10 protein-coding genes and 1 pseudogene are annotated in these 12522 nt (G+C 69.6%); 9 read left to right on the plus strand and 2 right to left on the minus strand.

The features are described 5' to 3' along the window. Positions 1-14: 14 nt before the first annotated feature. A complete protein-coding gene (locus tag ACFU8Q_RS13765) occupies positions 15-959 on the minus strand; it encodes a Ku protein (protein ID WP_384452304.1) in 945 nt (314 codons plus the stop codon). A gap of 469 nt (positions 960-1428) precedes the next feature. Between ACFU8Q_RS13765 and ACFU8Q_RS13770 the strand changes: the two genes are divergently transcribed. The 9 genes and pseudogenes from ACFU8Q_RS13770 to ACFU8Q_RS13810 all read left to right on the plus strand — a co-directional run bounded on the left by ACFU8Q_RS13770 (position 1429) and on the right by ACFU8Q_RS13810 (position 11889). Beyond that, on the plus strand, positions 1429-2187 hold the full coding sequence (locus ACFU8Q_RS13770; RefSeq protein ID WP_384452307.1) for a hypothetical protein: 759 nt from the start codon (positions 1429-1431) through the stop codon (positions 2185-2187). A gap of 333 nt (positions 2188-2520) precedes the next feature. Beyond that, a complete protein-coding gene (locus ACFU8Q_RS13775) occupies positions 2521-4563 on the plus strand; it encodes an ABC transporter ATP-binding protein (RefSeq protein ID WP_384452310.1) in 2043 nt (680 codons plus the stop codon). Positions 4564-4768: 205 nt separating this feature from the next. After that, on the plus strand, positions 4769-5365 hold the full coding sequence (locus ACFU8Q_RS13780) for a M15 family metallopeptidase (RefSeq protein ID WP_384452313.1): 597 nt from the start codon (positions 4769-4771) through the stop codon (positions 5363-5365). A gap of 25 nt (positions 5366-5390) precedes the next feature. Next, on the plus strand, positions 5391-5519 hold the full coding sequence (locus ACFU8Q_RS13785) for a hypothetical protein (protein WP_384452316.1): 129 nt from the start codon (positions 5391-5393) through the stop codon (positions 5517-5519). Positions 5520-5527: 8 nt separating this feature from the next. Continuing rightward, positions 5528-7870 (plus strand): methyltransferase, encoded by a 2343-nt coding sequence (locus ACFU8Q_RS13790; protein ID WP_384452319.1) that lies wholly within the window; start codon positions 5528-5530, stop codon positions 7868-7870. A 114-nt stretch (positions 7871-7984) separates the two neighbouring features. Further along, positions 7985-8869, plus strand: a complete 885-nt coding sequence (locus tag ACFU8Q_RS13795) for a glycosyltransferase family 2 protein (RefSeq protein ID WP_384452322.1) — start codon at positions 7985-7987, stop codon at positions 8867-8869. Positions 8870-8943: 74 nt separating this feature from the next. Beyond that, positions 8944-9691: pseudogene (locus tag ACFU8Q_RS13800) on the plus strand (PIG-L deacetylase family protein). A gap of 81 nt (positions 9692-9772) precedes the next feature. After that, positions 9773-10861 (plus strand): NUDIX domain-containing protein, encoded by a 1089-nt coding sequence (locus tag ACFU8Q_RS13805; protein ID WP_384452325.1) that lies wholly within the window; start codon positions 9773-9775, stop codon positions 10859-10861. Between the two features lie 272 nt (positions 10862-11133). Beyond that, positions 11134-11889, plus strand: coding sequence for a DUF4344 domain-containing metallopeptidase (locus ACFU8Q_RS13810; protein WP_384452327.1), 756 nt, complete (start codon positions 11134-11136; stop codon positions 11887-11889). A gap of 98 nt (positions 11890-11987) precedes the next feature. On the opposite strand, the gene ACFU8Q_RS13815 is transcribed toward ACFU8Q_RS13810, so the two are convergent. Continuing rightward, entirely contained in the window at positions 11988-12410 is a 423-nt protein-coding gene (locus tag ACFU8Q_RS13815; protein ID WP_384452330.1) for a hypothetical protein, read from the minus strand. Positions 12411-12522: the final 112 nt, after the last annotated feature.

Below are 12522 nucleotides of genomic sequence, written 5' to 3' on the forward strand. Positions count from 1 at the left end.
GCGCCCTTGTCCGGTCAGGACGCGCTGCGTTTCTTCGCAGCCGGTTTTCTGGCCGCGCTCTTCTTCGCGGCCGCCGCCTTCTTCGCCGCGGTCTTCTTGTCCGGGGCGGTCATCTTCTTCGCCGTTGTCTTTTTGCCGGGCCGCATCTCGTGCACGGTCGCGTCCTCGCCGTGCTCGCCGCGCGCTTCCCTGGCCGCCTCGACCGAGGCGTTCAGGGCGGCCATCAGGTCCACGACCTTCCCGGACTCCCGCTCCTCGCCCTCGACCGGCTCCGGGATCTTCTTGCCCCCCGACTTCGCCTCGATCAGCTCTTCCAGGGCGTCGCGGTACTGGTCCCGGAACCCGCTGGCGTCGTCCATGGCCATCGTGTCGGTGAGCTGGACAGCCCGCTCGATCTCGTCGTCGTCCAGATCGATGGCCTTGGGTGTGAGGGATCGGGGGCTACGGATCTCGTCCGGCCACCGCAAGCTGTGCAGCACGATCGCGCCCTCACGCACGCGAAGGAGTCCGAGACGCTCGCGGCCATGCCAGGCAAACTTCGCGACGGCGACCTTGTCGGAGCGCTCCAGCGCCTTGCGGAGCAGGGTGTAGGGCTTGGCGGCGACCTGTCCGTCGACCGCGAGGTAGTACGAGTCGCTGATCCGGATCGGGTCGATACTGTCGGCCGAGATGAACGCGGCGATCTCGATCGCCTTGGCCGTCGGCAGCGGCATCTCGTCCAGCTCTTCATCAGAGATCGGGACCATCTGATCCTTGGTGAGCTCGTAGCCCTTGCCGATCTCCTCCTGCGGCACGACCTCGTCGTCGAGCTCGCACACCTTGCGGGTGCGGACCCTGCCCATGTCCTTCAGGTGGACCTGATGGAACCGGATCGCATGGTCCTCGGTCGCACTGATGATCTTGACGGGGATCGTGACCAGGCCGAAGCTGATCGCTCCGGTCCACAGGGGCCGCGGCATACCTACCTCCAGGCCCCCCTGGCGATGTGGGCCGGGTAGCGGACCGGAGCGCCCGGGGAAGGGATACCGGCCCCGTACAAGGGGTCGGGGCGCAGCCGGGCCACCGCCCGTACCCCGATCCTCACGCCGGTGCCCTGGCGTCGCATGTGGATCACGGGGCGGGTGTGCCGGGGGTGGAGCTATGTGGTGCTGTCCGGGGTGCGGTCGTGCGGCTCGGTGCGCAGGGGGCGGTGTACTGGTCGGGAGTGGGTGCTTGGGCCGCGTCCGCTGCCTGTACGGCTTTCGTCTCCGTGTATTCACCGGGGTCGGCCGTGCGGCTGTGCCTGCCGGCCTGGTCGGTGAGCCGGTGCCGGGCCTCTGCTGCCTGTTGTGGCACGAGCGCCGCCAAGAGGTACTCGCGTCGCGTCCCTGTCACCGGGATCTGTGCCCGCGCCAAGCACAAGCTGGTGTTTGTCCGCCGGTCACTTCCGTGCACCTGCGCCACGACACCACCCACGACGTTCTTGCCCCCGGCTCGGCGCCGACCGAGCCCCACTGCTGCCCGACAGCCCGCAGCCTCGAGTGGCTCCATCAGATGACCCGCGGCGAGAACGCGAGGATCGCCCCGGTCACCCGCCCTCTGCTGCCCTGTGCCCCGCGCATCTCCCTGCCTGACGACGTGGCGCTGCCCGTCCTCGAGCAGCTCTACGGCGACTCCAGCACCTACGTGCGCACGTCGGTCGCCAACCATCTGCACGACCTGTCCGTGACGCAGCCGGATCTGGTGCTGGCCACACTTCAGCGTTGGAAGGTCTCTGGTCTCGTTCCCGACAAGCACTTCGCGTTCATCGCCCGGCAGGCCCTTCGGAGCAGGCTGAAGAAGGGCTGGCCGGATGCCTACGCCTTCCTCGGCTACGCGCCGGTCGAGCTGACGCCTCTCGTCCTGGAGCGCACCGAGCTCGTCGACGGCGACACGCTCAGCTTCTCCGCCACTCTCACCACCACCGCGCCCGTCCCGGTGCACATGATGTTCGTGATCTCTTCGACGACGCGGACCGGCAAGCCGCGTGAAAAGCTGTACTTCCTTCTGCGCAGCACCGGCAAGCCGCGCGAGAAACTGCCGCTCGCCAAGGACCACGTGCTGCGCTCTACCTCCACTGTGGAGCTCACGCCGGGTGCGTATTCGATCGCCCTCCAGGTCAACGGACGCCGTTTCCCGGAGGTGACTTTCCGCGTCCGGAAGGCATGACGAACTGACCACCCTCCTGAACTGAACCGACCCACCTCGTAGGGCGTGGCGCCCCCTCGCGCCACGGCCCGGTCAGCCCTGCGCAGAGCAGACCGAAGGCTCACGCCCTCTGCTCCCGTCCCCGGACCGCGACCCTGCGCATTGCGACCGACGGCGTTTCGGCCAACGCCCACTCCTGGAGCGCCTCTTGCGGCACAAGGGCCCATGCACCCCGCACCTTTCAACAGCCGCATGAAACCGGGATTCGAAACTCGGCCGAAAGACACGTGTTCGATATCTCGGTGGGGTCGTTGAACCCGAGGATGCCGCCACGACTGTCAGGAAGGAGCGACGTTGACACGCACCGGCCCACGCCGCGATACCCCGCAGGACGCGAAGACCACGCCGGCGAAGGACACGATCTCGAACGCGGAGCGCGAGCTGTACGGGGGACGGCTGCGCTACGACCAGTCCTACGTACGTCACGAGGGCCCGTTGACCAGGCTCTCGTTCCGGCACATGGCGGCCGCGTTGCCGCGCATGGTCGCCCTGGTGCTCCGTACCGGCTGGCAGACGGATCGGCGGGCGATGGCGGGCGTGGTGGCCGCGCAGCTCGGGCAAGGAGTGACCGCGGCGTGGGGACTGGTTGCGGTCAACAGCGTGCTCACCGATCTGTTCGCGGAGGGTCCGACGGCGGACAGGCTGCGCGAAGCCCTGCCGTCCCTGACAGTGCTGGCAGCGACCGCGGTGATCGCTGCGTTGCTGATGGCGTGGTCGACGGCGATGTCCGGACGGCTGGAGCCACAGGTTGAGCGGGCGGTCTCGGCGCGCTACTACGCGGCCGTCACCCGGGTCGAGCTGGAGGCGACCGAGCGCCCCGAGGTGCAACGTGTACTGGAGGCAGGCCGGTTCGGCACGGACTCGGCCCGCAGCATGCTGATGCTGTCGGTAGGGGTCGGCAACGTCCTCATCTCGATGGTGGCGGCAGCCGTCGTATTGGCGTCGCTGCACTGGATGCTGCTGCCGATGCTGCTCGTGATCGCCCTGCCCAAGGGATGGGGCGCGGTCAGCTCCGCACGCCGCGAGTACGTCTCGAAGCTGCACTGGATCGATCACCGGCGGGCCATCGCCTCGCTCCTGGGCTTTCTGACCCGCCCGCACGCGCAAGGCGAGATTCGCGTGCACGCCGCCGGAACAAAACTGCTGTGCGGCTACGAGGAGATGTCCCGCCAGACCGAGGCGGAGCAGCGGCGCCTGGCCCGTGCGCAGGCCGCCACGGACCTGGTGGCCGGCGGGTTTGCGGGCATCGCTTCGTTGGCCTGCTATGGAGTTCTGTGGTGGTTGCTGGCCGGCGGATCATTGCCGCTCGCCGTCGGCGGCACCGCGGTCCTCGCGATCCGTGCGTCGACGGCCCGGTTGACCTCGTTGGTCCAGCAGGTCAACCGGCTCTACGAGGAGCTGCTGTTCCTCACCGACACCGAAGACGCCATCGCACTGGCCACCGAGAACGCCATCCCCGCCATCGGCACTCCGTTGCCGGCCCGCGTCCATCAGGTCCGCGTGGACAACGTGTCGTACACCTACCCCGGGGCCGACTCCCCCGCGTTGCAGGACGTCAGTTTGAGGGTGCGCCGCGGCGAGGTGACCGCGTTGGTGGGCGCGAACGGGTCCGGCAAGACAACCCTGACCAAGGTGCTGTCCGGACTGCTGCTGCCCCCCGAGGGCAATGTGTGGTGGCAGGAGGCCGAGGACGGCGACCAGGTCGAGCTCCGGGACGCAAGCCGGGCCGAGATCTTCGCCATGGTGGGGTTGCTCGCGCAGGACTTCCCTCGCTGGGAGATGACCGCGGCCGCGAACGTGGCGATCGGGGCCGGTGACCGTGTCCGCGACATGGACCGGGTGAAGTCTGCCGCGCTATCGGCCGGCGTCCTCAAGCTGATCGAGGGCTTGCGCCACGGCTGGGACTCCATCGTCTACAAGGGCTACGAGCGCGGTGTCCAGCTCTCGGGCGGGCAGTGGCAGAAGCTCGGCACGGCGCGAAGCCTGTACCGAGGCGCTCCCTTCCTCCTGGTCGACGAGCCGACTTCGGCGCTCGACCCGCACGCGGAGATCGCCGCGTTCGAAGGCCTGTGGTCACTCGCGGAAGAGGGCCACGCGGTCGTACTCGTGACACACCGCCTCGCAGCCACGGCCAACGCCGACCGCATCTATGTCCTCGACCAGGGCCGAGTAGCCGAAGAAGGCACTCACGAGCAGCTCATGGCCCGGCCTGACGGCATCTACCGGTCGATGTTCACCGCCCAGGCCGCCCAATACGGGGCCACCGCGCCTGCCGTTCCCTCGCAGCACCGGCACGCTCCGGCACCGAACCCGGTGAAGGGGGGCGGCCCGCAGTGAACGCCTCTGCTCCCGCTACCAGCCTGTGGCGGCACGCGGACTTCCGACGCTACTGGGGACCTGTGGCGAGCAGCTGGTTCTCCCGACCGCTATCGCCTCTTCTTCGATCCGGACGGCGGGCAGCGGGCCGCCTCCGAGTGCGGCCGCCTGTCCTGGGAAGCACCCCACAGTTCCCTGAGCATGCTTCGGAAGAAAGGCTGACACTGTGACCACACCCCGCCTGGCCACGCCCGCCGACGCCGGCGAGATCGCTTGTTTGAGATCCGAGCTGATCCTGTCCCAACCGCTTGATGCGAGCTGGCTTACCACCGGACAGGAGCTGCTGGCGGCTCGTCTGCAGCCGGGAGGCGACGCCCGGGCCTACGTCATCGACGCAACCCACGGCACACTCGCCACCTGCGCCCTCGGCCTGGTCCACTGCGTGCTCCCCGCACCCCGGTACCCCAAGGGCCTGGCGGTGCGCATTCACGCTGTCGCCACGGACCGGGCCTACCAGCGGCGCGGCTACGCAAAAGCCGGGGCCGCAGTCGATCTCACCCTCGTAGACGCCGACGGGGTGGAGCTGGGCATGGGCACAGCCGTGAACGCGAACCCGGAGGTGAGTGCCGGCGCCTGCTACACGCGGGCGGACAACATCAGCCCGCACGCCCGCGCCAACCGGAACATTCTCGTCACGGCGCTGTCCTCCGCCGGTCTCGTGAACTACAGCACCGAGTGGTGGCACTTCAGCTACGGAGACAGGTACTGGGCGCTGACGAAGAGACAGAAAGCTGCCTTGTACGGGCCGGCGGAACGCCCGTGACCACGGCCGGCAGGAGGGCCGGGCCGTGAACCGTCTGCCCAAGATGCCCGGGCAGACGGGCTTTACCGAAATGGGTCCGCTGAAAACCGGCCTGACACTACGCGCCGGCGAAACCTTACTGGCGCACCCCAGCAACAGCGACCGCACCACGTAAGGAGCACTGTGGGATACGTCCTGCCGGAGGAATGGGACACGCACTACAAGGACGGCAGAGGGTTCAGATTGCTTGGGGACGCCGAGCGGGCCGTGCTCAGCGAGCACGTTCCCGCCCCGGTCTGCGGCCAGGCCCTGGATGTAGGGTGCGGGACCGGTGGCCTCGCCGCGTTCCTGGCCGGGATCGGCTACCAGGTGGACGGGATCGACTACCCCGACAACGCCCTCATCCGAGCGCGGACCGAGCACGCAGGCGCCGAGCGGGTGCGCTGGCTGCGCCTGAACATCGAGCAGGACGACCTCGCCGAGCTGAGCGAGGGCTACGACCTCATCACGCTCCGGCTGATGTTCCCGTTCCTGCGCGACCGGACCCGCGTCCTGCATGCACTCGGCGAGCGGCTGCGGCCCGGCGGCGCGCTCGTGGTCATCACGCCCACGACCTCGCACACGCCGCCCGAGCGGCGGGACATCGCCCTCGATGAGGACGAGATCAGCCTGCTCATGGCGGGCTGGAAGGAGACGGAGCGGCTGGCGGTGGACGAGCTCGCTGTCCTGATCCTGCGCGGCCCGTGCCACACCGCAATCAGGGCCGTGGAGAAGCTGCCGCCCACCCCACACGCCGTGACCGGGGCGCTGGCGGTCGTCACCGACACGGCCGGGCGGGTCCTTCTCGGCCGCTCCACCCGGGGCATGTGGGAGCTGCCGGGCGGCAAGACGAGCGGAGGCGAGGGCTTCGAGGCGGCGGCCGTAAGGGAGTTGGAAGAGGAAACCGGCCTGGTTGCCGCCGAATCCGATGCCCACGTGCTGACGGTGCTCGTCGACGACAGCCACGGTGTGCCCCGGCTCACTGCGGTCGTCCGCGTCACCGCCTGGTCCGGGACACCGACCAACCGGGAAAGAGAGCTGTTCGTCCGGTGGGAGTGGCTGGAACTGCAGGCGCTTTCCCATATCGGCGATGTCTTCGCCCCCGCTGCGCAGGCCCTGGACGCGGTCTGGCCCGGCATCATCCCCGGCCTGCCGCCGGTCCACGCCTACCCGCTCGCCACCGTCCAGCCGCCCGTGCCCGGCGAGTCGGCGGAAGCCGTCCGGCTGCGCGAGAAGATGGCGGACGCCGTCATCGCGGGCGGCTGGGCGCCCTCCGCACCGGTTCAGGAGGCGCTGCGCACGGTGCCCCGGCACCGGTACACGCCGGAGAAGGACCTCAGGACGGCCTACGCCGACGACCTGGCCGTGGTCACCCGCCGCGACGACGCCGGGCGGGCGACCAGCTCGGTGTCCGCGGCCTGGCTCCAGGCCGACATGGTCGAAAGCCTCCACCTCCGGCCGGGCGCGAGTGTGTACGAGGCGGGATCCGGCGGCTACAACGCCGAGTTGATCGCCCATGTCATCGGCCCGGGCGGGCAGGTCGTCACCGTCGACATCGACCCGTATGTCGTTCACCGCACCCGCCGGTTCACCGCGGAGGCCGGCAGCGGGCGCGTTGTTGCCCTCCACGGCGACGGCGCGCTCGGCGCACCGCCCCGGCATGTGCCCAGGGGCCGGTTCGACGCAAGCGTGATCACCCACAACGTCTGGGACGTCGCCCCCGCCTGGCGTGAGCAGCTCACCGAGGGCGGGCACCTGCTGCTGCCGCTCGAAATCCATGGCTACACCCGCGCGATCACCCTCCAACGGCAGGGAGACGTCCTGCACGCACGGGGCTTCACGCACTGCGGGTTCGTCCGCGACCAGGGCGAGCACGCCCACACCACCCCGGTCATCGACCTGTTGGACGGCCAGCTGCAGATCCGCTTCGCAGACGGCCACCCCGTAACAACCGAGGGGCTAGAGAAGGCGCTGCGCGGGCCGCGCCACGAGGTCGCCACAGGCGTGACCATGGGCAGCGGCGTGTACTTCGGCTCACTGCAGCTGTTCGCGGCCACAACGCTTCCGTCCTTCTGCCGCCTGGCCGTCGACCGCGCGCGCCGCGCTCGCCGCCACCGCCACGGTGCCCACCGACCGTCAGGCCGTACGCCAGCGGTGGATCGACAAGCACCTCCACCGGTTCCTCGGCATCCCCATTCCAGGTCACCGCCTGGAACACCGGACTTGGCGACCTGCACTGGGCCAACCTCACCGTCCCGGAACTGGTCATCCTCGACTGGGAAGGATGGGGTCGCATGCCCACGGGCTACGACATCGGACTGCTTCACGCCGTTAGCCTCACCCAGCCGACCACCGCCTCCCGGATCCGCACCGAATTCGCCCACGTCCTCGACAGCCCCGGCGGCCGGAACGGGGAACTCGTCTTCCTGGCCCAGCTCCTCCAGGTCATCGGACGCGGACGCCACCGCGAACTCGCCGGTCGCCTGACCCGGCGTGCCCAGCAGCTCACCAGCACCCCCGCGCCCACCCCCTACCGCATGACCACCCCAGACGCTCCCGACCACGGCCGGGAGCACACCACCGGCCCGAGAGAAGCACGCTGTGCACCATCCCCGCATTGACGTCGTCCTGCTGACCATGAACGACCGCCCGGAGCAAGAAAAGACCGCGCAGGCCACGCTCCTTGCCCAGCGTGGTGTCGATCTGCGGATCTGCGTCGTCGGCAACGGCTGCGTCCCGGACATCATCCCCGCCGACGCCCACACAGTCGTGCTGGAGGAGAACGTCGGCATTCCCGGCGGCCGCAACGCCGGAGCCCGGGCCCTCACGGAAACCGGCCGACCTGGCGACTACCTCTTCTTCCTGGACAACGACGCAACCTTCCCCACGGACGACGTGCTCGCCCGCCTGCTCGCCGAAGCGGACCACCACCCCGAAGCCGCCTATGTCCAACCGCGCCTGACCGGTCCGGACGATGCGACCACGCCGCGCCGCTGGGTGCCCCGGCTGCGGGCCGGCGATCCGTCAAGGCCCGGTGTCATCACGACGATGACCGAGGGCATCGTCCTCGTCCGCCGAGACGCCTTCGACGCTGTCGGCGGCTGGGAGGCCAGCCTGTTCGCCTATCACGAGGGTCTCGATCTGGCGTACCGGTGCTGGTCGGCGGGCTGGAGCGGCTGGTACGCGGCCGACCTCCGGATGCACCACCCAGTGGCCAGCCCCACCCGTCACGCGCAGTTCCACCGCCTTGCCGCCCGCAACCGGATCTCGGTCGCCTACCGCAACCTTCCCGCTCCACTCATTCCCGCCTACCTGACGACCTGGACCGCCATCACTCTGGCCCGCTCGGCCCGCCACGGCGGGATCCGCGACTCACTCCGAGGCATGCGGGAGGGATGGGCCCTTCGCCACGCCCAGGACCGCCGCCCCATGAGCTGGCGCACCGCCTGGCGGTTGACCACCGCCGGCCGCCCACCCGTCATCTGAACCCCCGCACATCCCCGATCGATCCGTTCACCAGCCGGAGGCACCCCGTGACGCCATCCACTCCCCCGTGTCTGATGGGCGTGTTCGCACATCCCGACGACGAGTCCCTGCTCGCCGGCGGCGTACTCGCCCAGCACGCCGCCGCGGGGGCCCGCACCGCGGTCGTCACCACCACCTGGGCCGCAGACAGCCCCCCGCGCGGCCCACCTCGCCAACGCCCTGGACGAACTCGGCGCCGGTAAACCGCGCATGCTCGGCTACGCCGACGCACGCAACCCCTCCTCTGCTCCCGGCCGGCCGCGTCTCATCGACGCGCCGCTCGACGAGACCGTCGCCCGGCTCGTCCACCACCTGCGGAGCTTCCGACCTGACACCGTCACCACCCACGACGTACTCGGCCAGATGACAGGCCACCCGGACCACCGCCGCACCCACCAGATCACCCTCCTCGCCTGCGAAGCCGCAGGCCTCCCGCACCTCTACCCGGAAGCCGGAGACCCCTGGCAGCCCCAAGCCCTGTACGCGGCCACCCACCCCGACAGCGGCGTCGGCGAACTGGCACCGCTCCTGACGGATGTCGGAAAAAGCGTGCTTTGCATCCCGGACGAGTACGTCACCACGGTCGTGGACGTAACCCAGTGGGTCGCTGTGAAGTGGCGCGCGATCCTCGCGCACCAAGGCGAAGTCGCCCGCGAGCGCTCCCTGCCCGGCATCCTCGCCCGCCTGCCCGCCGAGACCCGCCACAAGATCATCCGAACCGAGTACTTCACACGCCTCACGCCCGGGCCGGTCCCGGGCGGCCCACACCGGCTCACCGCCTGAAGCCGCCCGTCCCCTCCCCGCCTCCCCCGGTCTCCGGACCATACGACTCACCCGCAAGACCCCAAGAAGAAAGGTAAGGACATGACCACGACGTCCGACCCCGGCAAGCTGCCCAACACAGCAATGACCGACGAAGAGTACGGGGCCCTTCGCGCCTCGGCCGCCCTATGGGCAGGCGTCTCGGTGTTGATCACCGACCGGCGCGGCCGGGTCCTGATTCAGCACGTCGACTACCGCGATACCTGTCTCCTGCCTGGCGGTGCCGTCGACAAGGGCGAATCCCCCTCCACCGCTGCCGCCCGCGAGCTGAGAGAGGAGCTCGGCGTCACCGTCGTGGTCGACCGCGGCCTTGCCGTCGACTGGGTCTCCGCCGACAGTTCCAACGCCCCGGAGATCATGCGGTTCCCCGGCGAAATTCTCAGCGTCTACGATGGCGGTACCTGGGACGACGACCAGATCGCCACCATCCGGCTGCCCTACAGCGAGATCACCGGGATCGAGTTCGTCGAACCCGCCCGCCTGCCTGATCTCCTCTCCCCGGGGGACGCCCGCCGAGCCCTGTCCGTGCTCCGTGCCCGCATCAACGCCGCCGGGCCGGTGTTCCTGGAGAACGGGTGCCCGATCGCTCCCACCGTCCTGGACCGGGCCGGCATCCTGCGCACCGCCCGGGCCGAGCACCACTTCTCCTGGGCATCAGGCCCCGTCCCACCAAGTTCGCCTGTGGTTCAGTCATGGGGCTGGCTTTTCGCCCCTGGCGGGTGCGTCCTGGTCCTCCTGGGACCTGACACCGGTTCCGCGTGCCTCCCTGGCGGCACGCCCGAGCCCCAGGACCACGGGGACATCACCGCCACACTGCGCAGGGAGGCTGACGAGGAGGCCGCTGCCCGGCACGGCGAGCCGCTGTTTGTCGGCCACCTCCGCGACAACGGCCGCAGCCGTGTCCGGCTCGCCGCTGCCCTCACCCATGTCGGCCCCGTCCGGCCGGATCCGGCCACCGGTCACATCTATACACGCGTCCTCGCCACCCCCGAACAGGCCGTCGAGCTCTTCAACTGGGGTCCGTCGGCCGCAGATCAGCTCGGCGCCGTCCATGAGGCGCGCCAACGCCTCGGCATCCCCAGAGCCGCACGCCAGCCCTTCACCGAACTCACCGAACCCACTACCTGGTAGTTCCGCGCCCTGGGTGCGCGCGGGATTCGGCTTCTCGGCGGGACGAGACGCGGAGCGGGCCAAGTAGGGTCGGCGGTGGCACAAGGGCCTCGTGGACAGTGTGCTGGTCGGCCCGCGCTCCGAGCCGGCGGGGCTGACGTGGGTGCCCAGTCCCCCACACTGGCTGTTTCGTTGGTCCCCAACGCCGGGGCAGGATGGTGGTGACGGTCATATGCGGGGAAGCGGGTGGGGTGATGCGGCCGGCGGGCCGGTTCTGCGCAGGTCTTGGCGGGGTGGTGCTGGTAGCGGTCGCCGGTGTGTCCGGCTGCCAGAAGCCCGGTGTTCCCCCTACCGAGGTGGAGGGCTCGGGCATCACGATCCGGTACGAGGCGCCGGCGGGCTCCGACCGGGACGATGCCGCGTTCCTGCGAAGGCGGAAGGTGGTGGAGGAGGCCGCGTCGGCAGTTGCTGCTCTGGCCGAGGTGGACCGGCCGATATCCGTCGGCGTGGTCTCGTGTGACGGCGAAGGGTCCTCCTACGACCCCGAGCTCACCCACGTGGAGGTCTGTTACGACGAAGTCTCCGAAACGCGGGAGCTCTTCCGGCGGGCCAGCCCCCGGCGGGCGGACGACGACGTGGCGGCCGTCATGCTGGAAACACTGTTCCACGAAACGGCGCACGCCCTCGTGGACATCTTCGAACTGCGCGTGCACGGCCGGGAAGAGGATTTCGCCGACCAGTTCGCCGCCCTGATGCTGCTGCGCAAGGGCATCACCGGCGAACAGCAGCTGCTCGCGGCCGCCGAGGCCTGGCACCTGTCCGAGGTCACGAACGAGGACGTCGACGACGGGCCCGACGAGCACTCCTCGGACGGTCAGCGTGCGGTCAACTACCGCTGCTACGTCTACGGCACCGCTTCCGGCCGCCACCGGGGCTTGGTGAGCCCGGACGCCCTGCCCGCCGAGCGGGCGAAAGGGTGCACCAAGGAGTGGAACGCCGTGCGCGCGTCGTGGATGACAGCACTCGCACCGTACCTGCGGAAGGGCTGAACCCTCCGCACGCACCCCGACGCAGCCGCCATCCTCGACAGAACGCGACCGGGCCCGTACGGGTGATCCGTACAGGCCCGGCGATCAGTGACCGGCGGTCATCGCCGGGGGTGTACACGGACGACGCGCGGCTTGCCGTGCGGGCCGGTGCTTCCCTCGGGGATTCCCACAGCGCCGCGGAGGAGCGGGAGCTCATCGGCGAGACGGGCCGTGGTGCCCGGGGTGACCAGGGTGTATTCCTTGCCGAGGCCGCCTTGGTCGGTGTCTATGTAGTTGGACACCTCGCCGTCGGTCCACACCACGATCAGGTCGTCCTGCCAGCCGTTGTCGGTGAACTCGCCGACGGTGATCAGTTTGGCGTGGTCGGCCCAGAGGCTGTTGGGCGCTCTGATCTGGGTCTCCTTGTGAAGCCCCAGGTTGTCGACGTCTGTGTAGAGGGTGACTTCGCCGTCGACCCAGCGGACCATGAGGTCGTAGACCTCGGTCGAGGTGCTGCCGCCGAAGTCGCCGCCGGTGATCACAGTGGCGTTCTTCCAGGTGGCGTTGGGCTTCGCGGCAGTTCGACCTCACCCGACTGGACCTCGTCCACGGTCTTGGGGCCCTTGAGCGGATCCAGGTCGAACAGGTACGGCG

This window comes from Streptomyces sp. NPDC057543, assembly GCF_042801895.1.
Lineage (GTDB): Bacteria > Actinomycetota > Actinomycetes > Streptomycetales > Streptomycetaceae > Streptomyces.